The sequence below is a fragment of the Mesorhizobium sp. M7A.F.Ca.US.011.01.1.1 genome, assembly GCF_003998295.1.
In the GTDB taxonomy this organism is placed as follows: Bacteria; Pseudomonadota; Alphaproteobacteria; order Rhizobiales; family Rhizobiaceae; genus Mesorhizobium.
This window is the reverse complement of the sequence record NZ_RZRT01000011.1, coordinates 115176-139534: the sequence shown is the minus strand read 5'-3', so window position 1 is coordinate 139534 and position 24359 is coordinate 115176. Positions and strand designations below refer to the sequence as shown.

At 61.5% G+C, this 24359-nt stretch carries 30 protein-coding genes; 10 read left to right on the top strand and 20 right to left on the bottom strand.

Annotated features, from left to right (window positions below; genetic code table 11):
- Positions 1-201: 201 nt before the first annotated feature.
- Positions 202-837 carry a glutathione S-transferase family protein gene (locus tag EOA13_RS14515; protein WP_127293493.1) on the bottom strand — a complete coding sequence of 212 codons (636 nt, stop codon included), beginning with the start codon at positions 835-837 and terminating at the stop codon, positions 202-204.
- A gap of 12 nt (positions 838-849) precedes the next feature.
- On the bottom strand, positions 850-2061 hold the full coding sequence (locus EOA13_RS14510; protein ID WP_127293491.1) for an NADP-dependent isocitrate dehydrogenase: 1212 nt from the start codon (positions 2059-2061) through the stop codon (positions 850-852).
- 215 nt (positions 2062-2276) lie between these two features.
- Here EOA13_RS14510 and EOA13_RS14505 point away from each other — a divergent pair, with 215 nt between their 5' ends.
- The 3 genes from EOA13_RS14505 to EOA13_RS14495 all read left to right on the top strand — a co-directional run bounded on the left by EOA13_RS14505 (position 2277) and on the right by EOA13_RS14495 (position 4237).
- Complete coding sequence (locus tag EOA13_RS14505; protein ID WP_127293489.1) at positions 2277-3191, top strand: RNA methyltransferase; 915 nt, start codon at positions 2277-2279, stop codon at positions 3189-3191.
- On the top strand, positions 3184-3984 hold the full coding sequence (gene murI / locus EOA13_RS14500) for a glutamate racemase (RefSeq protein WP_023810327.1): 801 nt from the start codon (positions 3184-3186) through the stop codon (positions 3982-3984). Before EOA13_RS14505 ends, murI begins: the two co-directional genes overlap by 8 nt.
- A gap of 64 nt (positions 3985-4048) precedes the next feature.
- Positions 4049-4237: a DUF3008 family protein gene (locus EOA13_RS14495; protein ID WP_023810328.1), complete on the top strand. Its 189-nt coding sequence runs from the start codon at positions 4049-4051 to the stop codon at positions 4235-4237.
- Between the two features lie 84 nt (positions 4238-4321).
- Here EOA13_RS14495 and EOA13_RS14490 read toward each other — a convergent pair whose 3' ends face one another.
- Entirely contained in the window at positions 4322-4531 is a 210-nt protein-coding gene (locus tag EOA13_RS14490) for a hypothetical protein (protein ID WP_127293487.1), read from the bottom strand.
- 375 nt (positions 4532-4906) lie between these two features.
- On the opposite strand from EOA13_RS14490, the gene rpsD reads away from it, so the two are divergent.
- The 3 genes from rpsD (at position 4907) to EOA13_RS14475 (ending at position 7340) form a co-directional block, all read left to right on the top strand.
- The gene (gene rpsD, locus EOA13_RS14485) at positions 4907-5524 is read left to right on the top strand and encodes a 30S ribosomal protein S4 (RefSeq protein WP_023759539.1); all 618 of its coding nucleotides are present in this window, start codon (positions 4907-4909) and stop codon (positions 5522-5524) included.
- 108 nt (positions 5525-5632) lie between these two features.
- Complete coding sequence (ttcA, locus tag EOA13_RS14480) at positions 5633-6517, top strand: tRNA 2-thiocytidine(32) synthetase TtcA (protein ID WP_127293485.1); 885 nt, start codon at positions 5633-5635, stop codon at positions 6515-6517.
- Positions 6507-7340, top strand: a complete 834-nt coding sequence (locus EOA13_RS14475) for an inositol monophosphatase family protein (protein WP_127293483.1) — start codon at positions 6507-6509, stop codon at positions 7338-7340. The genes ttcA and EOA13_RS14475 overlap by 11 nt, the downstream gene beginning before the upstream one ends.
- Positions 7341-7799: 459 nt before the next feature.
- Here EOA13_RS14475 and EOA13_RS14465 read toward each other — a convergent pair whose 3' ends face one another.
- The 6 genes from EOA13_RS14465 to EOA13_RS14440 all read right to left on the bottom strand — a co-directional run bounded on the left by EOA13_RS14465 (position 7800) and on the right by EOA13_RS14440 (position 14412).
- On the bottom strand, positions 7800-8984 hold the full coding sequence (locus EOA13_RS14465) for a multidrug effflux MFS transporter (RefSeq protein ID WP_245486115.1): 1185 nt from the start codon (positions 8982-8984) through the stop codon (positions 7800-7802).
- A 253-nt stretch (positions 8985-9237) separates the two neighbouring features.
- Positions 9238-9573 carry a Grx4 family monothiol glutaredoxin gene (grxD, locus tag EOA13_RS14460; RefSeq protein ID WP_006332883.1) on the bottom strand — a complete coding sequence of 112 codons (336 nt, stop codon included), beginning with the start codon at positions 9571-9573 and terminating at the stop codon, positions 9238-9240.
- Positions 9574-9715: 142 nt separating this feature from the next.
- On the bottom strand, positions 9716-9949 hold the full coding sequence (locus EOA13_RS14455; RefSeq protein WP_010909092.1) for a BolA family transcriptional regulator: 234 nt from the start codon (positions 9947-9949) through the stop codon (positions 9716-9718).
- 133 nt (positions 9950-10082) lie between these two features.
- Complete coding sequence (locus EOA13_RS14450) at positions 10083-10604, bottom strand: hypothetical protein (RefSeq protein ID WP_127293477.1); 522 nt, start codon at positions 10602-10604, stop codon at positions 10083-10085.
- Positions 10605-10649: 45 nt separating this feature from the next.
- Positions 10650-12881 (bottom strand): phosphoribosylformylglycinamidine synthase subunit PurL, encoded by a 2232-nt coding sequence (gene purL / locus EOA13_RS14445; RefSeq protein ID WP_127293475.1) that lies wholly within the window; start codon positions 12879-12881, stop codon positions 10650-10652.
- Between the two features lie 121 nt (positions 12882-13002).
- Positions 13003-14412 (bottom strand): PLP-dependent aminotransferase family protein, encoded by a 1410-nt coding sequence (locus tag EOA13_RS14440; protein WP_127293473.1) that lies wholly within the window; start codon positions 14410-14412, stop codon positions 13003-13005.
- 93 nt (positions 14413-14505) lie between these two features.
- Here EOA13_RS14440 and EOA13_RS14435 point away from each other — a divergent pair, with 93 nt between their 5' ends.
- The gene (locus EOA13_RS14435) at positions 14506-14757 is read left to right on the top strand and encodes a DUF1127 domain-containing protein (protein ID WP_127293471.1); all 252 of its coding nucleotides are present in this window, start codon (positions 14506-14508) and stop codon (positions 14755-14757) included.
- A 3-nt stretch (positions 14758-14760) separates the two neighbouring features.
- Here EOA13_RS14435 and EOA13_RS14430 read toward each other — a convergent pair whose 3' ends face one another.
- From EOA13_RS14430 to purC, 7 genes are all read right to left on the bottom strand, one after another.
- Entirely contained in the window at positions 14761-15402 is a 642-nt protein-coding gene (locus EOA13_RS14430) for a Pr6Pr family membrane protein (protein ID WP_127293469.1), read from the bottom strand.
- Positions 15403-15405: 3 nt separating this feature from the next.
- Positions 15406-15813, bottom strand: coding sequence for a hypothetical protein (locus EOA13_RS14425; protein ID WP_127293467.1), 408 nt, complete (start codon positions 15811-15813; stop codon positions 15406-15408).
- Entirely contained in the window at positions 15810-16475 is a 666-nt protein-coding gene (locus EOA13_RS14420) for a glutathione S-transferase family protein (protein ID WP_127293465.1), read from the bottom strand. Before EOA13_RS14420 ends, EOA13_RS14425 begins: the two co-directional genes overlap by 4 nt.
- Before the next feature lie 86 nt (positions 16476-16561).
- Positions 16562-17230 carry a phosphoribosylformylglycinamidine synthase subunit PurQ gene (purQ, locus tag EOA13_RS14415; protein ID WP_027036974.1) on the bottom strand — a complete coding sequence of 223 codons (669 nt, stop codon included), beginning with the start codon at positions 17228-17230 and terminating at the stop codon, positions 16562-16564.
- A complete protein-coding gene (locus EOA13_RS14410) occupies positions 17227-17481 on the bottom strand; it encodes a hypothetical protein (protein ID WP_127293463.1) in 255 nt (84 codons plus the stop codon). The genes purQ and EOA13_RS14410 overlap by 4 nt, the downstream gene beginning before the upstream one ends.
- An 18-nt stretch (positions 17482-17499) precedes the next feature.
- A complete protein-coding gene (gene purS / locus EOA13_RS14405) occupies positions 17500-17742 on the bottom strand; it encodes a phosphoribosylformylglycinamidine synthase subunit PurS (protein WP_027028126.1) in 243 nt (80 codons plus the stop codon).
- Positions 17743-17785: 43 nt separating this feature from the next.
- A complete protein-coding gene (gene purC, locus EOA13_RS14400) occupies positions 17786-18580 on the bottom strand; it encodes a phosphoribosylaminoimidazolesuccinocarboxamide synthase (RefSeq protein ID WP_013532127.1) in 795 nt (264 codons plus the stop codon).
- A gap of 275 nt (positions 18581-18855) precedes the next feature.
- Between purC and EOA13_RS14395 the strand changes: the two genes are divergently transcribed.
- Together EOA13_RS14395 and EOA13_RS14390 are read left to right on the top strand one after the other, a co-directional pair.
- A complete protein-coding gene (locus EOA13_RS14395; protein ID WP_013532126.1) occupies positions 18856-19176 on the top strand; it encodes a DUF1476 domain-containing protein in 321 nt (106 codons plus the stop codon).
- 128 nt (positions 19177-19304) lie between these two features.
- Positions 19305-20078, top strand: coding sequence for an HpcH/HpaI aldolase/citrate lyase family protein (locus EOA13_RS14390; protein WP_127293461.1), 774 nt, complete (start codon positions 19305-19307; stop codon positions 20076-20078).
- Positions 20079-20084: 6 nt separating this feature from the next.
- On the opposite strand, the gene EOA13_RS14385 is transcribed toward EOA13_RS14390, so the two are convergent.
- A complete protein-coding gene (locus EOA13_RS14385) occupies positions 20085-20639 on the bottom strand; it encodes an alpha/beta hydrolase (protein WP_127293459.1) in 555 nt (184 codons plus the stop codon).
- A 250-nt stretch (positions 20640-20889) separates the two neighbouring features.
- On the opposite strand from EOA13_RS14385, the gene EOA13_RS14380 reads away from it, so the two are divergent.
- Positions 20890-21702: a VOC family protein gene (locus EOA13_RS14380; RefSeq protein WP_127293457.1), complete on the top strand. Its 813-nt coding sequence runs from the start codon at positions 20890-20892 to the stop codon at positions 21700-21702.
- Positions 21703-21716: 14 nt separating this feature from the next.
- On the opposite strand, the gene EOA13_RS14375 is transcribed toward EOA13_RS14380, so the two are convergent.
- Genes EOA13_RS14375 through EOA13_RS14365 form a run of 3 tightly spaced genes read right to left on the bottom strand, consistent with a single transcriptional unit; the run spans position 21717 to position 24336 of the window.
- Positions 21717-22562: a HEPN domain-containing protein gene (locus tag EOA13_RS14375; RefSeq protein ID WP_127293455.1), complete on the bottom strand. Its 846-nt coding sequence runs from the start codon at positions 22560-22562 to the stop codon at positions 21717-21719.
- A complete protein-coding gene (gene purB, locus EOA13_RS14370) occupies positions 22562-23863 on the bottom strand; it encodes an adenylosuccinate lyase (RefSeq protein ID WP_127293453.1) in 1302 nt (433 codons plus the stop codon). The genes EOA13_RS14375 and purB overlap by 1 nt, the downstream gene beginning before the upstream one ends.
- Positions 23864-23922: 59 nt before the next feature.
- Complete coding sequence (locus EOA13_RS14365; protein ID WP_127293451.1) at positions 23923-24336, bottom strand: hypothetical protein; 414 nt, start codon at positions 24334-24336, stop codon at positions 23923-23925.
- Positions 24337-24359 lie beyond the last annotated feature (23 nt).

The following is a 24359-nucleotide window of genomic DNA, read 5'->3' as shown; positions in this document are numbered from 1 at the left end:
CGCTCACGAAGATCATTTGAAAGCGCTCGCGTCATCAGATGCTGGCCTCCAATCCAGCCAGCATCTTGAATCACAAACATCCGGCTTTGGGAATCCTACGATTCTCTCAAAATAGGAATCGCTCTAGCGGACGCTGCCAATCTCCCCACTCGTGAGGGAGATGTCCGGCAGGACAGAGGGGGGCGCTGTCCCGCAGGCCTCTCAATACTTATCGCGGGCTTGTTCAGTCCGCACGAAGCTCGGCCGAGCCGCAATGCGCGCATACCAGTCCTGGATATCCGCGAACCGTGCCAACAGGCCTTGCCCTTCGGCGACATTGAGGAAATAGGCGATGATGGGTGCCGCGTGCAGGTCGGCCAGCGTGAGCTGGTCGCCGAGCAGCCACGGTCCGGGAGCCTTGAGTGAGGTAAGCACCCCGAGCACCGTTTCGGCCTGGCGCAGCCCGCTGGCGATCAGCGCCTCGTCGGGGGCCTCTTTCTCCAGCCGCTCAACGGCAACATCCCAGACCATCGGGCGATAGCCATAGGCGTCGAGCATGCCGATGATCTGGCCCATCCTGGCGCGGCCGCGCGCGTCGGCAGGCTGCAGCGTCGGCCCGTCGAACGCCTCCTCGACATAGCGCGCAATCGCGCTTGTCTCGAAGAGGCGAAACCCGTCATGCTCGAAGGCCGGGATGCGGCCGAACGGATGATGCTCGAAATACCAGGCGGGAACGCCCTCGGCGGCAAAGACATCGACCGGCACAAGCTCGTAGTCGATGCCTTTTTCCGCGAGGACGAGGCGGACGATGCGTACATAGACGCTGTACTCCGCCCCGTAGACGATGGGCTTGCCCATCTTGCTTACTTGTCAGGCCATGGCTTTCTGCAGGTTCTCGTCGATCTTGTCGAGGAAACCGGTGGTCGACAGCCAGGGCTGGTCGGGGCCGATCAAGAGCGACAGGTCCTTGGTCATAAAGCCGGACTCGACCGTCTGGATGCAGATTTTTTCCAGCGTTTCGGAAAAACGCTTCAGGTCGGCATTGTCGTCGAGCTTGGCGCGGTGCGCGAGGCCGCGCGTCCAGGCGAAGATCGAGGCGATCGAATTGGTCGAGGTTTCCTCGCCCTTCTGATGCTGGCGATAATGGCGGGTGACGGTGCCATGCGCGGCTTCGGCTTCCACGGTCTTGCCGTCCGGTGTCATCAGCACCGATGTCATCAGGCCGAGCGAGCCGAAACCCTGAGCAACCGTGTCGGACTGCACGTCGCCGTCATAGTTCTTGCAGGCCCAGACATAGCCGCCCGACCATTTCAGGGCGGAGGCCACCATGTCGTCGATCAGGCGGTGCTCGTACCACAGCTTCTTCGACTTGAACTCGGCCTCGAATTCAGCCTCGTAGACCTCCTGGAAGATGTCCTTGAAGCGGCCGTCATAGGCCTTGAGGATAGTGTTCTTGGTCGACAGATAGACCGGATAGTTGCGCAGCAGGCCGTAATTCAGCGAGGCGCGGGCAAACTCGCGGATCGAGTCGTCGAGATTGTACATGGCCATGGCGACACCGGCGCCGGGCGCGTCGTACACATCGTGCTCGATCACCTGGCCGTCCTCACCCACGAACTTGATGGTCAGCTTGCCCTTGCCGGGAAAGCGGAAATCGGTGGCACGGTACTGGTCGCCGAAAGCATGGCGGCCGACAATGATCGGCTTGGTCCAGCCGGGCACCAGGCGCGGCACGTTCTTCATGATGATCGGCTCGCGGAAGATGGTGCCGCCGAGGATGTTGCGGATGGTGCCGTTCGGCGACTTCCACATCTTCTTCAGCTTGAACTCCTCGACGCGCTGCTCGTCGGGGGTGATGGTCGCGCATTTCACGCCGACGCCGTGTTTCTTGATGGCGTTGGCCGAATCGATGGTCACCTGGTCGTTGGTGGCGTCGCGATGCTCGATGCCGAGGTCGTAATATTCAAGCTCGAGGTCGAGATAAGGGTGGATCAGCTTGTCCTTGATGAACTGCCAGATGATGCGGGTCATCTCGTCGCCGTCGAGTTCGACGACCGGGTTCGCCACCTTGATCTTCGCCATGGAAAGAATGCCTCGTTGCTGGGATATGGGACGGCCTTGCCCGCGTGGCGTTGGGCCGGGAGATGTCGCCCGTATATCAAAGCGCTTTTGGCCGCGCAAACGGCGATCGGTCACGAATTGGAGGCCAGAGCCGTCGTCATTTGCGAATGCTTCATTTTCACGGCCGAATGTGGCAGGGACGCTGAAATGCCGCAAACAGCAGTTCATTGACAATCATGCCCGTCACCAAAGATCCCGATAGCATTGCAGTCGCCGGCCCGGCGATCATCCTCGTCGAGCCGCAGCTTGGCGAGAACATCGGCATGGTCGCGCGCGCCATGGCCAATTTCGGTCTGTCGGAGCTGCGCCTGGTCAACCCGCGTGATGGTTGGCCGAGCGAGAAGGCACGCGCGGCGGCCAGCCGCGCCGATCATGTCATCGACGCTGTCACCGTCTTCGACGATTTGGCCTCGGCGCTCGCCGACCTGAACTTTGTCTTCGCCACCACGGCCAGGCAGCGCGACGGCTTCAAATCCGTGCGCGGGCCGGTGGAGGCGGGCAGGATGCTTCGGACCCATCATGCAATGGGACAACGCACTGGCATCCTGTTCGGACGCGAACGCTTCGGCCTCTACAATGACGAGGTCGGCCTTGCCGACGAGATCGTCACTTTCCCGGTCGATCCCGATTTCTCTTCGCTCAACATCGCCCAGGCCGCGCTGCTGATGTCCTATGAATGGATGAAGTCCGGCCTGGAAGACGAGACCAAAACCAATTTTTCCGGCCCGGACATGAAACCGGCAAGCAAGGAAGAATTGCACGGCCTGTTCGCGTATCTGGAAGGCGCATTGGAAGCGCGCGGCTATTTCCGGCCGGCACCGAAGAAGCCAAAAATGGTCGACAATCTGCGCGCGGTGCTGACACGCCCCGGCTTTGCCGAACCGGAGCTCAAGGTGCTGCGCGGCATCATCTCGTCGCTCGACAGGTTTTCTCCGGCGATGCCGCGCGGCGATGGTTCCCCTGGCGATGATCCACGGCGCTTGCCCGCGGCCGCCGCGCGTGCCCGCAAGGCGGAGGCGGCACGCCTTGCGGACACCGGCAAGGACGATGACATACCGCCGCTTGGCGGAAAAGGAACCGACAATGACTGAGCGGCCGATCCTGATGTTCGATTCGGGCATCGGCGGGCTTACCGTGCTGCGCGAGGCACGCGTGCTGATGCCCGACCGCCGCTTCATCTATGTCGCCGACGACGCTGCGTTTCCCTATGGCGCTTGGGAAGAGCCGGCGCTGAGGGCGCATATCCTCGAATTGTTCGGCAAACTGCTTGAGCGGTTTGCGCCGGCCATTTCCGTCATCGCCTGCAACACCGCCTCGACGTTGGTGATCGATGCGTTGCGCGATAGATTTCCCGAGCATCCTTTCGTCGGCATGGTGCCTGCGATCAAGCCGGCGGCGGAACGCACGCGCTCAGGGCTGGTTTCGGTGCTGGCGACGCCTGGCACCGTCAAGCGCCAATACACGCGCGACCTGATCAGCAAATGGGCGCAGAAATGCCATGTCCGCCTGGTCGGCAGCGACAGGCTGGCGGGACTGGCTGAGATCTACATGCGTGAGGGCTTCGTCGATGAAGAAGCCGTGCGCACCGAGATTACGCCGTGCTTCGTCGAACATGATGCGCTGCGTACGGATATCGTCGTGCTCGCCTGCACACACTACCCCTTTCTGGCCAATCGCATGCGCAAAACGGCGCCCTGGCCGGTCGATTGGCTCGACCCCGCTGAAGCGATCGCGCGCCGGGCGCTGTCGCTTCTCGCCGACATCGATCCGAGCGGTCGTGGCGAGATGCTGCCTGAAGGCCCCGACCTTGCCGTCTTCACATCGAAAAGAGCCGATTTCCCGACCCGTCGCCTGATACAGGGCTTCGGGCTGGCGATGTCGTGATTGCGAAGCGGAACATCACGGCAGTCGTTGCGTTTTTCTCCAGATTCTAACGGGAGAAAGAACCATGCCAGCCACCTCGAAAGCCCAGCAGAAAGCCGCCGGCGCGGCTCTGTCGGCCAAGCGCGGCGAGACCAAGAAGAGCGAACTGCAGGGCGCTTCCAAGGGAATGTACGAATCGATGAGCGAAAAGCAGCTCGAGGAATTCGCCGAGACGAAGCGCAAGGGCCTGCCGGAGAAGAAGTCGAAAGACTAAGGATTAAGCATCCGGAATCAAAGAGCCCGCGACCAAAACCGCGGGCTTTGAATTGATGTCGGCCGCCTGAGACCGGATAGGAGCCTACCAGCGCCCGCTGCAGCGCTTGATCTTGTAGCGTATGACCTTCTTGTGGCCGTGCCGCCAGATAACCTTCTTCTTGATCACGATGCGACAAGCCTGGTGATGCCGGTGCCCTTGCCAATGCCTGGCCTCCGCCGGCTCCGGTGTCATGACCGCCATGGATCCCGCCAACACAGCGGCTCCTGTCAGGGTAAGGAAGAATTTCTTCATGCGAATGTAGCTCCTCTGCTCCGGTCCCTTCCTGATGCCGCTGGCGCAACCTCCCGCCACATCCGGCACTGTACTCAACCCAGAGACGCTATATCGTCGCCATGGCCTGCGCCAGCCACAAGCTTGACACCGGTTAAATCTCCGTTTAATCAGCGCGCCAACACCGGGCCGCAATGTCCGGTGGTTTTCTTTATGTGGGCAAGATGCGTGGAAATCCAATTCTACTATCTTGTTTGAACTGACGTGTCCCGTGGGTTTTCCGCCGCGTTGCGTGGGAAAACCCTGTCAGGTCTCGAAAACGGAGGCCAGAGGAGGGCGCGTTTCCTTCACCCGGACCATGAGGTTCCGGGTGTATTGTTTTGAAAAGGGAATGCGATGAGCAAGCGCGAATCCGCGAAGTACAAGATCGACCGCCGTCTCGGCGAAAATATCTGGGGCCGCCCGAAGTCCCCGGTCAACAAGCGTGAATACGGTCCTGGCCAGCATGGCCAGCGCCGCAAGGGCAAGCTTTCCGATTTCGGCCTGCAGCTGCGCGCCAAGCAGAAGCTGAAGGGTCACTATGGCGATGTTTCGGAAAAGCAGTTCCGCAAGGTCTATGAAGAGGCTGACCGCCGCAAGGGCGACACCTCGGAGAACCTGATCGGCCTGCTCGAATCGCGTCTCGACGCGGTCGTCTACCGCGCCAAGTTCGTGCCGACCATTTTTGCCGCCCGTCAGTTCGTCAACCACGGCCACGTCAACGTCAACGGCAAGCGTGTCAATATCGGCTCGTATCGCTGCAAGCCGGGCGATGTCGTCGAAGTGCGCGAAAAGTCCAAGCAGCTGGTCATCGTTCTGGAAGCAGTCGGTCTCGCCGAGCGCGACGTGCCGGACTACATCGAAGCCGATCACAACAAGATGGTCGCGACCTTCTCGCGCATCCCTGGCCTTGCGGACGTTCCGTTCGCCGTGCAGATGGAACCGAACCTGGTCGTCGAATTCTATTCGCGCTAAAACGAGCGCGTTCTGCGATACCATGCGAAGGCCGCCCGTCGAGGCGGCCTTTTCTTTGTCGGTCATGTCCGCTAATCCGGCGCTCTGGGCCACTGAAAGCGACATGCCATGAACATGCTTCCAGACATCGAACCGATCGCCGACAGCGAAGGCGGCTTCCATCCGCTGTTCGCCGACGTGCCGTCCTCGGTCGAATTCAACAAATTGCGCAAGCGGCTGCTGCGGCTGACCCGGCAGGCGATCGAGGATTTCTCGATGGTCAAGCCCGGCCAGCGCTGGCTCGTTGCCCTGTCTGGCGGCAAGGATTCCTACGGCCTGCTCGCGGTGCTGCTCGACCTTAAATGGCGCGGGCTCTTGCCGGTCGATCTTCTGGCCTGCAATCTCGACCAGGGCCAGCCCAATTTCCCCAAACATATCCTGCCGGACTATCTCGACAGCCACGGCATTGCGCACCGGATCGAGTATCAGGACACCTATTCCGTCGTCACCGACAAGCTGCCTGCGGGCAGCACCTATTGCTCGCTCTGCTCGCGTCTCAGGCGCGGCCATCTCTACCGCATAGCGCGCGAGGAGGGGTGCCCGGCGCTGGTGCTCGGCCACCATCGTGAGGACATTCTCGAAACCTTCTTCATGAACCTCTTCCATGGCGGCCGTCTCGCCGCCATGCCGCCAAAACTGCTCAACGACGACGGCGACGTCATGGTGCTGCGGCCATTGAGCTACTGCGCCGAGGCCGATCTGGAAAAATTCGCCGCCGCCATGCATTTCCCGATCATTCCCTGCGATCTCTGCGGCAGCCAGGAAGGTCTTCAGCGCAATGCCATGAAGGCGATGCTCGAGGACCTGGAAAAGCGCATGCCAGGCCGCAAGGATACGATGCTGCGCGCACTGTCCAACAGCAGGCCATCGCATCTGCTCGACAGAAAGCTGTTCGATTTCGCTGCCCTCAACGAGACCCTCAGCACAAGGCAAGACATTTCCGATGACATTTGACGACACCGCGATCGATTGGCTGGCCGGCATTCTGGCCGAGGCGGCGCTGACCGAGATCATGCCGCGCTTTCGCCGGCTTGGTGAGGGGGACATCCGCCAGAAGACCTCGGCCGCCGACCTGGTGACCGAAGCCGACGTCAATGCCGAGCGGCTCATCACCGCCAGGCTGCGCGAGCGCTATCCCCAGGCGATGATCGTCGGCGAGGAGGCCTGTTCCGACAATCCGGCACTGCTCGATGGTCTGGGCGATGCCGATCTGGCTTTCGTCATCGACCCGGTCGACGGTACTTTCAACTTCGCCTCCGGTGTGCCGCTGTTCGGTGTCATGCTGGCGGTCGTGGTCCAGGGCGAGACGGTTGCCGGCATCATCCACGATCCGGTCGGCAAGGACTGGCTGATCGGCGCCAGGGGCGCCGGCAGCCATATCCGGCATGCGCATGGCAGCCTGGAGAAGGTGCATGTCGCGGCACCCGCGCCGATCGCGGAGATGACCGGCTCGGTCTCCTGGCAATATATGGCCGAGCCGGAGCGGTCGCGGCTGGCGCGCAACCAGACGAAGATCCTGTCGCAATTCGCCTATCGCTGCGCCGCGCACGAATACCGCCTGCTGGCGAGCGGCCATGCCCACTTCGTCGTCTACAACAAGCTGATGCCGTGGGATCATCTGGCCGGCGTGCTGATCCATGCCGAGGCCGGCGGCCACGCGGCGCGCTTCGACGGCAGCACCTATCTGCCCTCGCATCTCGGCGGCGGCCTGCTTGTCGCGCCCGATCGCGAAAGCTGGCACGAATTGCGCCGCGAACTCTGGGCGGCACAGGATTAATTGCTGCGTTAGCCGAAGGAGCGGTGCAATTTCACGCAAATCCGGAGGCTCTCGAATGAAACCTCGGTTCGCATTTGTCGCCACGGCTCTTGCCGCCGCTCTGTTTGCCAGTTCCCAGGAAGCAAGATCGCAAGAGCGCAGCTGTCGCAGTTCCGATCCCGTCGATACGATAAGGGAGATGTCGGACGCTATCTATGCCTGCTGGAAGCCGCCACCCGGAACCGCGGGCATGTCCCTGACACTGCGGTTCTCGCTTCGCCGCAACGGCACACTGATTGGCAAACCTCGCGCCACATATTCCGATCTGGGAACCGATGCCCAGCGCAGCAGGGCCTTCGTGGCATCCATCCTCAGGGCACTCGATGACGCTCTGCCATTGCCTTTTTCGGACAGCATGGGTGAAGCAATCGCAGGGCGCATGCTTGCCCCTCGGTTCACGGCAACTCTTGAAGGTGCGTCCTAATGCAAGTCGGTGATGTGCCCTGAAACGGGCGGGTTCTGTGGCTGGAACATCTTGCCGCGCTCGGCGATGAAGATCATCAGCAGCGCCGCGACCGAGACACTGCAGAAGCCGGCGGCCAGCGGCGTCACCGTGCCGTTGAAGGCCTGACCGATCAGCGTGCCGAGAATGCCGCCGAGAAACGTCTGCATGAAACCGAGGATCGACGACGCCGTGCCGGCCAGTTGTCCGAGCGGTTCCATGGCCAGCGCGTTGAAGTTCGCGCCGAGCGCACCGAACGGAAGCATGGCACAGGCAAAGAAGGTGATGAACAGCCAGAGCGGCATCTTCATTTCCAGCGAGACCACCAGCCAGGCAAGGCTGATGACCAGGAACAGCAGCAGTGCGCTTTGCGACAGGCGGCGCATGCCGATGCGGCCGACAAGGCGCGAATTCAGAAAGTTGGAGAAGGCGAGCACGCCCGCAACCCCGGCGAAGATGACCGGGAACATCTCGCCGACATGGAAGATGTCCACATAGATCTGCTGCGCCGAAGCGATGAAGCCGAACATGGCGCCGAAGATGAAGGTGCTGGCGAAGGCATAGCAGATCGCAATGCGGTTGGTGAGCACGATGCGAAACCCACCGACAATCGAGTTCACGGTCAGCGGCCGGCGATGTTCGGGATGCAGCGTTTCAGGCAGGCGCAGCAGCGACCAGGCCGAGACGAGGAGCGCACCGACGGCCATGGTGACAAAGATCCAATGCCAGGTCGCAAACAGCATGATGAACTGGCCGATGCCGGGAGCAATGACCGGTATCGCCATGAACACCATGAAGATCAGCGACATCACCTCGGCCATGCGCCGGCCGTCGAACGTATCGCGCACGATCGAGACGGCGATGACGCGGGTGGCGGCCGCACCGATGCCTTGCACGGCCCGGCACAGCAGAAGTGTTTCAAAGCTTGGCGCAATGGCGGCAGCCGCCGCCGCGGCGACATAGATCACCAGCCCGGCGACCAGCGGTGCGCGACGCCCGAAGCGATCCGAGATCGGCCCGAAGAACAACTGTCCGCCGCCGAAGCCCAGAATGTAGGCCGTTATGACGTACTGCCGGTGGTTTTCATTTTCGACGCCGAGCGAGGCGCCGATCTGCTGCAGCGCGGGCAGCATGATATCGATGGCCAGCGAGTTCAGCGCCATCAGCGCCGCGCACAGGGCTATGAACTCCCAGCGCGGAATGGGCAGTTTGCTTGCCGATTGCGGCTCTGGTTTTGACTGGTCCACGGCAAGTCCGATCTTTCAAACGAAAATGCGCCGGCGGGCCGGCGCATTGGCTCGTCTTGGTCCTGGGTTCAGGACATGAAAATTGCCGAGGTGGGCTGCTCCCGGCGCCTCGGTGCATGACCCCGAAAATCAAAATCAACCTTCGGATGGCAACATGCACAAACAGAAATCAGGCGGCGCCTTTGACGCTGACGCCCTTTTCGACGAGGAATGTCTGCAACTCACCGGCCTGGAACATCTCGCGGATGATATCGCAGCCGCCGACGAATTCGCCCTTGACGTAGAGCTGCGGGATCGTCGGCCAGTTGGAATATTCCTTGATGCCCTGGCGCAGTTCAGCCGAGTCCAGAACGTTCACGCCTTTGTAGTCGGCGCCGATATAGTCGAGGATCTGGACGACCTGGCCGGAAAATCCGCATTGCGGGAAACCGGGCGTGCCCTTCATGAAAAGGACGACGTCGTTGCCCTTCACTTCATTGTCGATGTAGTCGTTGATGCCGCTCATGGAAAATCCTTTCCCGCCTGTGGGAGTCAGGCTCGAAACATATCCCTTCAAATAAACCCAACGATTGCTCGAAACAAGACGTTAGCCGTGCCGTGGCTGAAATGGCGCAAAGGATGAGCCGTGTTGGGCCAAGCGCTAAGGGTCAGTCCGGAACGCTGGTCTGCAAGGCCAGCGCATGCAGCACGCCGCCCATATTTCCTTTCAGCGCGTCATAGACCATCTGGTGCTGCTGCACGCGGCTTTTCCCTCGAAAGCTCTCGGCCACCACCTCGGCCGCATAATGGTCGCCGTCGCCGGCGAGATCGCGGATCGTCACCTTGGCGTCCGGAATGCCGTCCTTGATCAGTTTTTCGATGTCGTGGGCATCCATTGCCATGGCAAAATCCTGTTTCGAGCGGCCGGCAGCCGGCCATAAGATGAGAGTCGGGCGAGCCTAAAGCCTTTCCGGTCCGGATTGAAGCCGTTCTGTCCCACCAACGGCAAGGCGGCCCGACGGCTTCAGAGAAAGACTAGGCCGGTGGGCTTGCTTCATCCTCGGCAACGTCCTCGCGTGTCGAGAAAGCGCGGCCAAGGCTGAAGGCCAGCACATAGAGCGGCACGTTCAGCACGAGGCTGACAATGGGAAGATAGCTCGTCATTTGCCAAGCTGGCGAGAAGAACCCCTCGCCATAGCCGTCGCAGATGAGCGACGAGCCGTACTCCCACATCGCGCCTACGACCACCGCGCTGGCAAAAAGCTTGATGCAGGTGACGATATGCCTTGCCCGTGCCGGATCCGGCGCCAGGCGGTCCCACAGAACCAGGCAGACGATCGGGACCGCGTAGACGAGATTCTGCGCGATGAGCATGGGGATGGCGCCATTGGCCGCGGCAAGGAACTCCGCGCGCGTTTCCAGCTGCATGCACACCTCGCTTGAGGTTGTCGACAGCAGGAAAAAGACGAACGGTCCCAGGAACCAGAAGAAGAACAACGACGGCCAGAAGACGACTGCAAGCAGCGCCCGGGCAGCCAGTTTCCTGTGATTGATCATGAATTTCCCGAAAAACCGTTCCCACTTTTCGGGATCATGCCCTCGTCAACTGGCCTGGTCCATGAAGCGGGGGAACCAGCCTTCGTGCGCCGCGGAGAGTTCGCTGACCGGGATTGCCCTGGCGTCGCCAAGCTTCAGCGCGTTGCCCCCGGTCGAGCCGATCCACGGCGCGAAGATGCCGAGTTCGCCCTGCTGCTTGCGAATGGCGTCCCATTCGTCACCATGCGGATCGATCGACAGCGTCAGGAGATAACGGCCCTGATCCTCGCCGAACCAGACCGGGATCGGATCGGTGCCGACAAGCCCGGGAACGGCGGCGCCGATTCCGGACGCCATCGCCATCTCGGCAAGTGCAACGGCGACACCGCCATCGGAAACGTCGTGCGCCGCCGTGACGACACCGGATGCGATGAGCGCGCGCACATGGTCGCCGACGCGCTTTTCGTGATCGAGGTCGACCGGCGGCGGCGGGCCATCCGTGCGGCCGTGTATGTCCCTGAAATAGACCGATTGACCGAGATGCGTTCCCCAGGAGGCCGGCGCGCCGACCAGCAGGATCATCTGGCCCTCGGCCGCAAAGCCGGTCCGTACCATCTTCGACCAGTCGGCGATCAGCCCGACGCCGCCGATAGTCGGGGTTGGCAGGATGCCCTGGCCGTTGGTCTCGTTGTAGAGCGAGACATTGCCGGAGACGATAGGGAAGCCAAGCGCACGGCAGGCGTCGCCTATGCCTTTCACCGCGCCGACCAGCTGGCCCATGATCTCGGGCCGTTCCGGGTTGCCGAAATTGAGGTTGTCGGTTGCGGCCAGCGGCAGAGCGCCGGTGGCGGTCAAATTGCGCCAGCATTCGGCCACCGCCTGCTTGCCGCCCTCATAGGGGTCGGCCTCGCAATAGCGCGGCGTCACGTCGGACGAGAAGGCGAGCGCCTTGGTCGCATGGCCTTCGACCCGGACCACGCCGGCATCGCCGCCTGGAAGCTGCAGCGAATTGCCCTGGATCAACGTGTCATACTGTTCCCACACCCAGCGCCGGGAAGACAGGTCGGGCCCGCCGAGCAGCTTCAGCAGCGCGTCTGCAACGTCGGCTTGCGGAATGTCATTGGCGGCCAGCGGCGCCGGCTTCTTCGGTTCGGTCCACGGCCGATCATATTCCGGAGCCTTGTCGCCAAGATCCTTGATCGGCAGGTTGGCGACCTCGTCGCCCTGGTGCAGAACGCGGAAGCGCAGATCGTCGGTGGTCTTGCCGACGATGGCGAAATCGAGCCCCCATTTGTGGAAGATCGCCTCGGCTTCCTTTTCCTTTTCCGGGCGCAGCACCATCAGCATGCGCTCCTGGCTTTCCGACAGCATCATCTCGTAGGCGCTCATGCGCTCTTCGCGCACAGGAACCTTGTCGAGATCGAGCTCGATGCCGAGGTCGCCCTTGGCGCCCATTTCGACCGCCGAGCAGGTGAGGCCGGCGGCACCCATGTCCTGGATGGCGATGACGGCGCCCGAGGCCATCAGTTCGAGGCTGGCTTCCAGCAGGCATTTTTCGGTGAAGGGATCGCCGACCTGCACTGTCGGGCGCTTCTCATCGATCTTGTCGTCGAATTCGGCCGAAGCCATGGTGGCGCCGCCGACGCCGTCGCGGCCAGTCTTGGCGCCGAGATAGACGACCGGCAGGCCGACTCCCTTGGCTTCCGACAGGAAGATCGAATCGGTTTTGGCAAGGCCCGCCGCAAAGGCGTTGACCAGGATGTTGCCATTGTAGCGGGCGTCGAAATTGACCTCGCCGCCGACTGTCGGCACGCCGAAGGCGTTGCCATAGCCGCCGACGCCGGAAACCACGCCTGAAACGAGGTGCCGGGTCTTGGGATGGTCAGGCGAGCCGAAGCGCAGCGCATTCATTGCCGCGATCGGCCGCGCGCCCATGGTGAAGACGTCGCGCAATATGCCGCCGACACCGGTCGCCGCGCCCTGGTAGGGCTCGATGTAGGAGGGGTGATTGTGGCTCTCCATCTTGAAGACGACGCAGTCGCCGTCGCCGATGTCGACCACGCCGGCATTCTCGCCCGGGCCCTGAATGACCTGTGGACCGGTGGTCGGCAGCGTGCGCAGCCACTTCTTCGAGGATTTGTAGGAGCAGTGCTCGTTCCACATCGCCGAGAAGATGCCGAGTTCGGTAAAGCTCGGCTCGCGCCCGACAAGGTCGAGGATGCGCTGATACTCGTCGGGCTTCAGCCCGTGTGAGGCAATGAGCTCGGGGGTGATCGGCACGGAACTGGAAATGGTCATGAGCGGCGATTTTTATCCGGGGGGCGTTGGGATTTTGAGTCCCGTCTTATCGCAAGCTTTGAGGCCGATACACCCATGGATTGACGAAAAACGACGGAAAACCGGACAAAGCCACGGAGTGTCAGGAGAAGCTGTCGTAGCCGGCACGGCCTTCATCGAGAAGTCGCCGGATCACCGCGACGCCTTCGGCGATGTCCTTGCGCTGCCGTGGCTGCGAAATACCGAAGCGGACGCCGTGGAAAACCTGCTCGGAACGGCCGGCCTTGAACTCGTCCTCATCGTCGATCAGCACGCCGTGCTCCAGGCAGGCGTTCTTGAAGGTGCCGGAAAGCCAGGGGTCGGGCAGGGTCAGCCAGACAAAGGGCACCCTGTCATGCGACTTGAACGCGAAGCCGGCCAAAGTCTCGCGCACGATGGCGATGCGGGCGCCGATTTCGGCGATGCTGCGCTTGCGTATCTCATCCGCCTGACCTGACAGCACCAGCCTTGTATTCACCTCCGCCAGCAGGAAGGGCATGCCGCCGGTCATCATCTTGTGGGCGACACGGATGCGGTGGCGGTAGGCGGGCGGGCAAGAAAGCCAGCCGCCGCGTACACCGGCTGCGACCGACTTCGACAGGCCGCCCGCGACAATGGTGCGTTCAGGCGCATACTCGGCCAGCAATGGTGTCGGATCATCGGTCAGATTCCCATAGAGGTCGTCCTCGATGAGGACGACGTTGTATTCGCGTGCGACATGGGCGATCGCCTCGCGGCGCGCCGCCGACAAGGTGGCCAGCGTCGGATTCTGCGCCGTCGGCATCAGGAAGATCATCTTGGGATGCTTTTGCGCGCAGACGCGCTCGAAATCCTGCGGATCGATGCCTTCCTCATCCGATGCCACCAGCGCGGTGCGCCTGCCGATCAGGCCGGCACTGCGGGAAATCTGCGAGTAGGTGAGGTGCTCGAAGGCAACATAGTCGCCAGGCATGGTGAGCGCCGCGATTGCCGCCATCACCGCCGCATGGGTGCCGAGCGTGGGAACGATGGTGTCGGCACTCGGACGAAACGAATTGCGCGCCAACCAGCGGGCGCCGGCTTCGTACCAGCGGTCGGGAAAATCCCGCGTGTAGCTTGAAATCTCATGTGGATGGTCCTGCGCCGTGCGCGACAGGACACCGGCGACGATGTCGCCCTGGCCGATATCGGGTGCTGCGGTGCTGTCGAAACGCAGCTTGCCTTTAGGCGCATCGATATAGCGTGTGCCTTCGCCGCCGACGTCCGGAGCCGGAAAATCCGGCTTCGCGCGCTGGCCGAGCACATAGGTTCCACGCCCGACTTCACCGCTCACCAGCCCACGTTCGCGCAGCAATTGATAGGCCCGGCCGACCGTGCCGACGGTGGTGCCGATGTCGTAGGCGAGGTCGCGCTGCGGCGGCAGCTTTGCGCCGGCATCGATCACGCCGCGATCGATGTCCGTCTCGATGGAATCCGCCAGCCGCTGATACAGCGGGCCGGAGCCGGCAGTGAGATCTGGAAGCCAATTTGTCATGGTGACAATTTTCTATATTGCACCGGCGCATGAGTCAATACATATCGATCGCGTGCAAAAAAAGGTACAATTTAGAACTTTGGCAGAAAGAAAATGAATACAATCGCGACAATACGTCATTCGAGCGCTGCATTATCAGGCCAATCGACACGCCCGTCGGTTCAGCGCGGCTTTGTCAGCCGCCTTGTGCGCGTGCTGAGGTCGCTGGCAAGATGGATCGACAACCTGCTGGATCGCCGCCGCAGCCGGTTGGCGCTGCTGGAGATGACCGACGACCAGCTCAAGGATATCGGCATCTCGCGCTGCGATGCCCACCGTGAGGGCATCAGGCCGTTCTGGGACTGAAAGCTAGCGGAGTTTTGATGCCCTGATGCGTGCAATGCCATGGTCCGCAAGGACGGCGACCACGCACAGCACGAGAAAAAGTCCGGTGATGGCCAGCGCCGAGATGGCAACGCTGGGCGAACCGTTCTTGGCGACGTCAAGGAAGGGATAGGGCACCTCACCGGCAAGCGGTGCCCGTACCAGCGCATAGATCAGATAGGCGACGGGATAGAGCATCCACCAGGAAATGTCGCTCCAGCGCGTCCTGCCGTCAGCGCCCGATATCAACCACCACAGCACGAAGAGCACCGGCGTCACATAATGCAGCAGGACGTCGCAGAGCAGGAACAGCCCCTGCGGCTGCCAGAGTTGTGCCAGGACCGTTGCATAGATGATAAAAACCAGCGCGATCGAAGCGGCAACGCCGGCCCGCATCCGCGCGCCTGCAAAGGCCGGCAGCCAGGCATAGAAGGTGGGTGACAGCAGCGACATGTACACCAGCACCGCGCCGATGTTGGTCAGGATGGTGAAGAAGCTGAAGACGAAAATGACGGAGCCAAGCAGGCTGCGGCCTGCTTCCATCGATGCCGGAATGCTGATGCAGAACTGCAGGATGAGCCCGGCCAGACCGATGACCAGCCCCGCGATCTGCAGAAACCGGCCCATGGGCTAGGCCGTCGCGGCGCAGGCCGGATTGCCGGCCTGCCAACGGGCGATGTCCGAGCCGATGCGGGCGCCGAGCGGATCGTTCATCAGCGGTCCGAACACGTCGACGCGGCTAGAATTGCCTTGCGCCTGCACGACCAGCAGCGGTTTGCCGCCATAATGCTTGGCCGGCACCAGCAGAAAACGCGGCGTGCCGCTGAACGAATTCAGTTCGTTGGCCATCTGATACTGTTTGAAGGCTGGGTCCTTGCTGGCGATCCAGCATTTGTGGGCAGCGATCGCCACCTGTTCCATGGCCAGCAGCGCAGCGCTTTTGCCCGAGGGAACAGGCGTGCTCTTTGGCGTCGACTGGCAGGATGCCAGCACAAAGCCCGCCGCGGCGACCAGCGCGATCGTCTTCGACTTGATCAAGCGGCACCCATCTCAAGCTCGGACAGAAAAATCTTCAAACCATCGGTCATCTCGCCCCACACCCTCGACAATGCCGGGTGTTGCGAGGCGATCTGCTGGTAGGCGTCGAATTTGGGATAGGCGTCGAGCAGGTCGTGGCGTCCCGTCATGGCGCGGAAATTGTTGAAGATGAACCGCGTCGGCGTCAGCCAGGCATCGGCGAAACTAATGTCGTCGCCGAGTGCGAAGGGCCCTTGCGCCATGCGGGCCTCGATCGCCGCCAGTCCACGATGCAGGCGGGCGAACTGGGCGTCGATCTCGGCATTGTTTCGCTTCGGCACGGAATGAAGCTCGAAAAGCTTCATCATCGGCGTCAGCACATCGAGATCGGTGATGCGGGCGAACATACGCACCAGCGCGCGGTCCTTGGAATCGGGCGGCAGCAGCGCCGGCTCCGGAAACCGTTCCTCGAGATATTCGGCGATGACCACCGATTCGACGATCGTCTCGCCCGAGCCGGTGATCAGCACCGGAATCCGGTTCATCGGTGAGATGGCGCGAAACTCTTCCGGGATGGGGAAACCGGGCGGCGGCGCGATGATCTTGAGTGGTACGTCCTTGATGTAGGCCAGTGCCCGCACGATCGACGAATAGGGCGACAACGGCCGCGAATAGAGTTTCATGACCGTCTCTCTCCCCAGTGATCGGACTTGCCCCGATAAAGAGACAGGAATGTCCGGCTGTTTTCAAGTTGTTCGCTTCGATATCGTCAGGCAGCGATGCCGAGGGCGCTCTCGAACAGTCCGCGGCCGTCGGTACCGCCATGGGCTGCTTCGATCAGGTTTTCCGGATGCGGCATCAGCCCGAGCACATTGCCTTGGCTGTTGACGATGCCGGCAATGTCGTTGATCGAGCCGTTGGGGTTGGTGCCCTCGGCATAGCGGAACACCACCTGGCCTTCGCCTTCGATACGGGCAAGCGTGTCGGCGTCGGCGAAATAATTGCCGTCATGATGCGCGACCGGCGAGCGGATGATCTGGCCCGGCTGATAGCGGCGGGTGAACATGGTGTTGGCATTGGTGATTTCGAGCTTCACCTGCCGGCAGACGAATTTCAGCGAGGTGTTGCGCATCAAGGCGCCCGGCAACAGGCCGGCCTCGACCAGGATCTGGAAACCATTGCAGACGCCGATGACCGTAACGCCGGCGGCCGCTTTTTCGGCCACTGCCCGCATGACCGGCATGCGCGCCGCGATCGCGCCGCAGCGCAGATAGTCGCCGAAGGAAAAGCCGCCTGGAATGGCGATCAGATCGACATCGGGGATTTCGGTATCGGTCTGCCAGACGGTGACTGGCGGTGTTCCCGAAATCTTGGTCAACGCTGCGATCATGTCGCGGTCGCGATTGAGGCCGGGCAGGAGGACGACGGCTGATTTCATTTTGGTTCGTAAGGCCTCTGGGCTTCGGCGAGTTCGCGCAGGTCGAGACGTCTGTCTATGCGTTCAAGACGCTCGTCTTGCCGGGCGAGGATGCCGTAGATGTTGTGGATATCACTTTGCGTTGCCACCATGTGACCCCGCATCACATTCAACTCCCGTTTCGTCTCGGACACATCCTGACGAAGCTCACCGATTTCGTGATGCACACGCTTCATAAGCTCGAACATCAGCTCATTCGTGACTTCCGGCATAGTGCCTCCGACACAACCTCAGGTAAGCGTCACACTATAATTCTCAATCACCGTATTCGCCAGCAGCTTGTCGCACATGGCTTTCAGGTCCGCTTCGGCCTTGGCCTTGTCGCTTTCGGCCAGCTCGACGTCGAACACCTTGCCCTGCCGCACCGCGCCGACGCCGCCGAAGCCAAGGCCCGACAATGCGTGTTCTATCGCTTTGCCTTGCGGGTCGAGCACGCCGTTCTTGAGGGTGACGGTAATGCGGGCCTTGATCACGCTGGACATGCTCCTGTTCTGACTATCAGTTCGCAAGCCGCGATCAGTGCGGCTTGCCTTTGAGGCCGTCGGTCGAGGCGACAAGCACCGGGCCGGTCGGGCGCGGCGGCTCGTTCTCGTTCATGATGCCGAGGCGGCGTGCGACTTCCTGGTAGGCTTCGACGAGGCCGCCCATGTCGCGGCGGAAACGGTCCTTGTCGAGCTTGTCCTGTGTCGCCACGTCCCACAGGCGGCAGGAGTCCGGCGAGATCTCGTCGGCGACGACGATGCGCATCATGTCGCCTTCGAACAGGCGGCCGCATTCGATCTTGAAGTCGACGAGCTGGATGCCGACGCCCATGAACAGGCCGGAGAGGAAGTCGTTGACGCGGATGGCCAACGCCATGACGTCGTCGATTTCCTGCGGGCTCGCCCAGCCGAACGCGGTGATGTGTTCTTCCGACACCATCGGGTCGTCGAGCGCGTCGGCCTTGTAATAGAATTCGATGATCGAGCGCGGCAAAACGGTGCCTTCCTCGATGCCGAGCCGCTTGGACAGCGAGCCGGCGGCGACATTGCGCACCACCACTTCGAGCGGAATGATCTCGACTTCCTTGATCAGCTGCTCGCGCATGTTGAGCCGGCGGATGAAGTGGGTCGGGATCCCCATACGGTTGAGATGGTTGAATATGTACTCGGAAATGCGGTTGTTGAGGACGCCCTTGCCGTCGATGACCTCGTGCTTCTTCTTGTTGAACGCGGTGGCGTCATCCTTGAAGAACTGGATAAGCGTGCCCGGTTCGGGTCCCTCATAGAGTATCTTGGCCTTGCCTTCATAAATGCGGCGGCGATTTTTCATCTGGATTTTTCTCTGGGGTTCCGGACAGGGCGGTATCAGACCATTTGCTGTCCGTCTGCCTGAAATAGTGCGGCTACGGTAGGGTTCAATGCCGGGTCTATCCCAATCACATCGTTTGCTCAATCGGCAAATCCTTCCAATCAACCGCTTTCGGGACTGAAATGCCGCAGCGCAGCATGCGATGAAGCGTATTGACCGGCCCGCGACCTTTTGGTTTGTGCTTTGGCAACGCACATATTCACCGCCAACGAATCGAATTTGACCGGAGGGACGCCATGAGCAGCATGAAAGACCGCGAAGAGGGCTTTGAGCGTAAATTCGCATTCGACGAGGAGCTTCGGTTCAAGGCCTCGGCACGCCGCAACAAGGCGCTCGGCCTGTGGGCCGCCGAAAAGCTCGGAAAGTCCGGCGCCGATGCCGACGCCTATGCCAAGGAAGTGGTTATCTCCGACATCGAGGAAGCCGGCGACCACGACGTGTTCCGCAAAATCCGCGGGGATTTCGACGCGGCCGGCGTCGAGCAGTCGGACCACCAGATCCGCCGCACCATGGACGAACTGATGGCGCAGGCGATCGAGCAGATCAAGAACACCTGATCCGGGCCATGCGCTGATCCCGCGGCCATACGCTGGACCAATCGACCGCCCGGCCTATCCGGGCGGTTTTTCTTTGCCTTTGTCACGATTTCCGGCTGAAACTGCCGGAGTTAACAAGGAAAGTACCCATGTCCCTGAAGTCCCGCCTCGCGGCCGATGAAACGTTGTTCACCGCATGGTCCGGCGTGCCGGATGCCTTGACCGTCGAGATCGTCGCCAAGCAGGGCTTCGATGCCGTCACGCTCGACATGCAGCATGGCGGCCATCACGAAGACAGCGTGCTGCGTGGCCTGGTGCCGGTGCTCGCTAGCGGCAAGCCGGCGCTGGTGCGCATTCCCGTTGGCCGTTTCGACATGGCAAGCCGCGCGCTCGATTTCGGCGCCGAGGCGGTCATCGCGCCGATGGTGAATTCGGTTGCCGATGCAAAATTGTTCGCCGCCGCCATGAAATACCCGCCACTCGGCGAGCGCTCCTGGGGTCCGACCTACGCTTTTCCACGCCACGGCAAGGGCGACCAGGCCGAGTGGCTGCGCGACACCAACCAACGCACCATGGCCTTCGCCATGGTCGAGACGCGTGCGGCCCTCGATGCGCTCGACGGCATCCTCGACACGCCCGGCATCGACGGCATCTTCCTCGGCCCATCGGATTTCTCAATCGCCTGGAGCAATGGTGCGACCGTCAATTCGACGCTGGAAAGCATGATGGAGACGGTGGCATCGGTGGCCGAGCGCACCCGCAAGGCCGGCAAACATGCGGCGATCTACGTTGTCGAGCCGGCAATTGCCGGCCGGGTTGTGTCGATGGGCTATCGCCTGCTGGCCATGGGCTCCGAGCATTCGCTGATCGGGCTTGGCGCAAAAACCCTGATCAAGAGCGTCCGCGATTCGATCGGGTCCTGAAGAAACTCAGGGTTTCAAATCCGTCAGGAATTTGGCGAAGGTCATTGAACCTTCGGGCCACGGCCCGAAGCCTGAATCCGCGTTCAGATGACCGGTCTCGCCGGCATCGATGAACAGCGAGCCCCATGCACCGGCAATGTCTTCGGCGACATCGAAGGCGCAGAACGGATCGTTGCGGCTGGCGATCACGATCGAGGGAAAGGGCAGCGGCTCACGCTTGTAGGGGCCGAAGGTCATCAGGTGCCTGGGCCTGATGTCGGGATTGGCGACATCAGGCGGCGCCACCAAGAACGCCCCGGCAACCGGCTTGCGGAACCGCGGGATGGCTTGAACTGCCGCGGCTACGCCGAGCGAGTGCGCGACCAGGACGACCGGCCGCTCGGCCTCGTTGACCGCCTTGGCCACATTGGCCGTCCAGTCGTCCCGCACCGGCTTCGACCACTCCGCCTGCTCGACCCGGCGCGCCGTCGACAGCTTCGACTGCCAGCGGCTCTGCCAATGGTCGGGGCCGGAATTGGTGTAGCCCGGCACGATGAGAATATCTGCGTCTCTGACTTTCATGGCGCTGAGATAGCGAGCGGCGCCGCTTCGTGCAACGGCCGTGAACAACGCTCTTGATCACAATAGTGAACACGATGTTCGCTTCTTCGCGCCTTGTGTGAACGATGCCGATAGACGATCTGTGGTGAGGAAAAGAAACAGCCGTGTACGGAAGCCCTCACTTTTGGAACTGACACGACGTATGATGATCGGCGGCGCGGGGCTTCTTGCCTTGGGGGTTTCACCGCAGGCTGGTCGAACGGAGCATTTGATGAGCGAATTGCCTTTTGCCGCGACCACCCCCGTCAGCGTTGCCCGCGTCGGATTGAAGGCGCGCGATGCCGAAAGTCTTGCGACATATTACCGTGCCGTTGTCGGTCTGCAGGAACTGAGCCGCGCCGATGGTGCGATCACGCTGGGCGCTGCCAACCGTCCCCTGCTGGTCATCGAGGCCGACCCTTCGGCCAAGCCGGATGATCCGCGCAGCGCAGGCCTGTTCCACACCGCTTTCCTGCTGCCCAGCCGCGCCGATCTCGGCCGCTGGATCAACCACGCCATATCAGACAAGATCGCCATCGAGGGCGCTTCGGACCATCTGGTCAGCGAAGCACTGTACCTGACGGACCCCGAGGGCAACGGTATCGAGATCTATGCCGACCGCCTTCCAAAGGACTGGAAGTGGAATGGCGACAAGATCGCCATGGCGACCGAGCGGCTGAACATTCCGTCCGTCGTTGCCGAAGTGCCGGCGGGCGACGCCGGCTGGCAGGGCGCGCCGGAAAACAGCATTGTCGGCCATGTCCACCTGCGCGTCGGCAGGCCGGAAGACGCCGAAGCCTGGTGGAACCAGGAATTCGGCTTCGACACCATGGCCAGATACGGTGGCCAGGCGGTGTTTCTGTCGTCCGGCGGCTACCATCACCACATCGGCGCCAACGCCTGGCAGAGTTCGGGCGCCGGCCGCCGCGATCCGAGCCGGTTAGGTCTGGCCTGGGTCGAGATGCGTTCGGAAAAGGTGACGAGCCCGGTAACCCGCGAAGACCCGTGGGGCACGGTCATCAGGACTGTGCCGGGCCGCAGTTAGAGTGGGGCAGCGGATTAGCTACCGAACAGGATCGTCTCTTCGTCCGGTGGCTCTCCATTCTCCACTACTCGCATTAAGCAGCGAGCCAGCGTCTGCCTCGCGAAGATTGATTGCTCGGTTTGGACCCTCGCCTTTGTGCTGGAGCCGTGGGCCACCTTTGAACGTAGGTCATAAGATCCTTTATACATTTTTTGACGCAGTCGCTCTGGCTGCTCGTCAACGAGGTATTTGGCCAAAAGCAGTGAGATACGAAAAGAAATTTCTTGGCTGATGCCAAACAGGGCTTCGATACCTGTCCAGGAAACCAAGAAATTAAAATTGGCAGCAGGGATGTATTGATACGCATTCAAAGCCTGCATGGCGTTTTGGAACCTCGCATTTCCCATTAGGGAAAGAACTGCTGGGAGGTTCTTTGAAATCCACTCCACGTCTTCCAAGTTGAGTTTTTTGCTATCGAGATAGAAAAGGGGTTCTCCTGGCAAGACGTCTCCACAGCAGACATCATTCTCGTCAATGGGGTTAATTGTTGAGGAGGTCGACCAAATTGGAAAATGTAGACAGCACGTTTTTCTCATCAAAATGCAAAACGCGATGCCATGAACAATATCGCCGTCAAAATATTCGAAATTGTCGCCCGGTATGCATAGCTCCCAGTCGCAAAATTTTGGGATTTCGGGCGAGTTAGCGGAATCTGCGAGGTGCTTGCGCTTTAGTTTTGTTGCCCGCTTTGGATGAGTGTTGCGGGAAAGTAAGATCTCACTTCCCCAAGTTGGAACGAGCTTTCGAGGCATGTCGACAACGGCTTCATCAAAGTCAGCTTCGATGCCGAACACAGGCACATAGAAGCCGTGGATGTGCATTATCCGAACACACGCTTGAAGATCGTGTCGACATGTTTGGTATGATAGCCGAGGTCGAATTTCTCGCGGATTTCTGCTTCCGGCAGCGCTGCGGTCACTTCCTTGTCGGCCAACAATTCTTCAAGGAAATCAGCTCCTTGCTCCCATACTTTCATGGCGTTGCGCTGCACCAGCCGGTAGGAGTCTTCACGCGACAGGCCGGCCTGCGTCAGCGCCAGCATGACGCGCTGCGAATGCACGAGGCCGCGGAACTTGTTCATGTTCTTCAGCATGTTGTCGGGATAGACGAGCAGCTTGTCGATGACGCCGGTCAGCCGTGACAGCGCGAAATCGAGCGTCACGGTGGCGTCCGGGCCGATCATGCGCTCGACCGAGGAGTGGGAAATGTCGCGCTCGTGCCAGAGCGCCACATTCTCCATCGCCGGCAGCGCCATCGACCGCACCATGCGGGCGAGGCCGGTGAGGTTCTCGGTCAGCACGGGGTTGCGCTTGTGCGGCATGGCCGACGAGCCTTTCTGGCCCGGCGAAAAATACTCTTCCGCCTCCAGCACCTCGGTGCGCTGCAGATGCCGGATCTCGATCGACAGCCGCTCGACCGAGGAGGCGATGACGCCGAGCGTGGCAAAGAACATCGCGTGACGGTCGCGCGGGATCACTTGCGTCGAAACCGGCTCGGGCTTCAGGCCGAGCTTCGCCGCCACATGTTCCTCGACATAGGGGTCGATGTTGGCGAAGGTGCCGACCGCCCCGGAGATCGCACAGGTGGCGATGTCCTCCCGCGCGTGCACCAGCCGCTCGCGGCAGCGCGAGAACTCGGCATAGGCCTGCGCCAGCTTGACGCCAAAGGTGGTCGGCTCGGCATGGATGCCATGGCTGCGGCCGATGGTGACGGTGTCCTTGTGCTCGAAGGCGCGGCGCTTGAGCGCTGCAAGCAGACCATCGATGTCGGCGAGCAGGATGTCGCTGGCGCGGGTAAGCTGCACCGCAAAGCAGGTGTCGAGAACGTCGGACGAGGTCATGCCCTGATGGATGAAGCGGGCGTCCGGCCCGACGAATTCGGCAAGATGGGTGAGGAAGGCGATCACGTCATGCTTGGTGACGCGCTCGATCTCGTCGATCGCCTCGACATCGAATTTTGCCGCCCCGCCCTTTTCCCAGATGGTTTTTGCCGCTTCCCTGGGGATGACGCCGAGTTCGGCCAGCGCATCGCATGCATAGGCTTCGATCTCGAACCAGATGCGGAACCGGGTTTCGGGCGACCAGATGGCGACCATTTTCGGCCGGGAATAGCGAGGGATCATCGGTCAGTCCTGACATATCGAGAAGTTTGCCCGCGTCCTAACAGAGGCGAGCAAAATGCTCAACGCCGCTGGCGCGCAAACCAGACGCCCGCGGCAAACAGAGCGACGAAACCCAGTGGAAAATAGAGCCGGATGCCCAGCACCACGAACTGATAAAGCGCAATCAACGTCGTGAAGACGAACTGGAGGACCCAGGTGCGGGTGAAAGCAGGCGCATGCCACTCGGCATAGTAGGAGCGGTACTGCAGGGCAAACAGCCCGGCGGTCAGGCCGATCGTCGCCGCGGCTAGGCACACGAGGGCCGCGGCAAAGGCGACTTCCCAGCGTCTTCCCTGCGAGACCAGCCGCGCCGCGAACAGGCCGATAGGAAAGGCCAGCGCAGCTCCCACCGCAAACAGCGCGGTGACAATGCGGATTTTCGCCGGCGTCTCCCAGTCGTCCAACAACAGGGTGACGAGCGCACTGGCGCCCATCGTCACAGCCCACAACAAGGCGC

Bases quoted from the DNA above. Each gene is read 5' to 3' on its own strand.
- EOA13_RS14455 (WP_010909092.1), bottom strand. From the start codon at position 9,949: ATGGCAATGGATGCCCACGACATCGAAAAACTGATCAAGGACGGCATT.
- EOA13_RS14375 (WP_127293455.1), bottom strand. From the start codon at position 22,562: ATGCACATCCACGGCTTCTATGTGCCTGTGTTCGGCATCGAAGCTGAC.
- grxD (WP_006332883.1), bottom strand. From the start codon at position 9,573: ATGAGCGGCATCAACGACTACATCGACAATGAAGTGAAGGGCAACGAC.
- EOA13_RS14435 (WP_127293471.1), top strand. From the start codon at position 14,506: ATGAATACAATCGCGACAATACGTCATTCGAGCGCTGCATTATCAGGC.
- EOA13_RS14515 (WP_127293493.1), bottom strand. From the start codon at position 837: ATGGGCAAGCCCATCGTCTACGGGGCGGAGTACAGCGTCTATGTACGC.
- EOA13_RS14505 (WP_127293489.1), top strand. From the start codon at position 2,277: ATGCCCGTCACCAAAGATCCCGATAGCATTGCAGTCGCCGGCCCGGCG.
- EOA13_RS14390 (WP_127293461.1), top strand. From the start codon at position 19,305: ATGTCCCTGAAGTCCCGCCTCGCGGCCGATGAAACGTTGTTCACCGCA.
- EOA13_RS14450 (WP_127293477.1), bottom strand. From the start codon at position 10,604: ATGATCAATCACAGGAAACTGGCTGCCCGGGCGCTGCTTGCAGTCGTC.
- EOA13_RS14420 (WP_127293465.1), bottom strand. From the start codon at position 16,475: ATGAAACTCTATTCGCGGCCGTTGTCGCCCTATTCGTCGATCGTGCGG.
- EOA13_RS14510 (WP_127293491.1), bottom strand. From the start codon at position 2,061: ATGGCGAAGATCAAGGTGGCGAACCCGGTCGTCGAACTCGACGGCGAC.
- EOA13_RS14440 (WP_127293473.1), bottom strand. From the start codon at position 14,412: ATGACAAATTGGCTTCCAGATCTCACTGCCGGCTCCGGCCCGCTGTAT.
- purB (WP_127293453.1), bottom strand. From the start codon at position 23,863: ATGATCCCTCGCTATTCCCGGCCGAAAATGGTCGCCATCTGGTCGCCC.
- EOA13_RS14365 (WP_127293451.1), bottom strand. From the start codon at position 24,336: ATGGGCGCCAGTGCGCTCGTCACCCTGTTGTTGGACGACTGGGAGACG.
- murI (WP_023810327.1), top strand. From the start codon at position 3,184: ATGACTGAGCGGCCGATCCTGATGTTCGATTCGGGCATCGGCGGGCTT.
- EOA13_RS14385 (WP_127293459.1), bottom strand. From the start codon at position 20,639: ATGAAAGTCAGAGACGCAGATATTCTCATCGTGCCGGGCTACACCAAT.
- EOA13_RS14380 (WP_127293457.1), top strand. From the start codon at position 20,890: ATGAGCGAATTGCCTTTTGCCGCGACCACCCCCGTCAGCGTTGCCCGC.
- ttcA (WP_127293485.1), top strand. From the start codon at position 5,633: ATGAACATGCTTCCAGACATCGAACCGATCGCCGACAGCGAAGGCGGC.
- rpsD (WP_023759539.1), top strand. From the start codon at position 4,907: ATGAGCAAGCGCGAATCCGCGAAGTACAAGATCGACCGCCGTCTCGGC.
- EOA13_RS14395 (WP_013532126.1), top strand. From the start codon at position 18,856: ATGAGCAGCATGAAAGACCGCGAAGAGGGCTTTGAGCGTAAATTCGCA.
- purL (WP_127293475.1), bottom strand. From the start codon at position 12,881: ATGACCATTTCCAGTTCCGTGCCGATCACCCCCGAGCTCATTGCCTCA.
- EOA13_RS14490 (WP_127293487.1), bottom strand. From the start codon at position 4,531: ATGAAGAAATTCTTCCTTACCCTGACAGGAGCCGCTGTGTTGGCGGGA.
- EOA13_RS14410 (WP_127293463.1), bottom strand. From the start codon at position 17,481: ATGCCGGAAGTCACGAATGAGCTGATGTTCGAGCTTATGAAGCGTGTG.
- EOA13_RS14430 (WP_127293469.1), bottom strand. From the start codon at position 15,402: ATGGGCCGGTTTCTGCAGATCGCGGGGCTGGTCATCGGTCTGGCCGGG.
- purC (WP_013532127.1), bottom strand. From the start codon at position 18,580: ATGAAAAATCGCCGCCGCATTTATGAAGGCAAGGCCAAGATACTCTAT.
- EOA13_RS14475 (WP_127293483.1), top strand. From the start codon at position 6,507: ATGACATTTGACGACACCGCGATCGATTGGCTGGCCGGCATTCTGGCC.
- purQ (WP_027036974.1), bottom strand. From the start codon at position 17,230: ATGAAATCAGCCGTCGTCCTCCTGCCCGGCCTCAATCGCGACCGCGAC.
- EOA13_RS14465 (WP_245486115.1), bottom strand. From the start codon at position 8,984: ATGGCGCTGAACTCGCTGGCCATCGATATCATGCTGCCCGCGCTGCAG.
- EOA13_RS14495 (WP_023810328.1), top strand. From the start codon at position 4,049: ATGCCAGCCACCTCGAAAGCCCAGCAGAAAGCCGCCGGCGCGGCTCTG.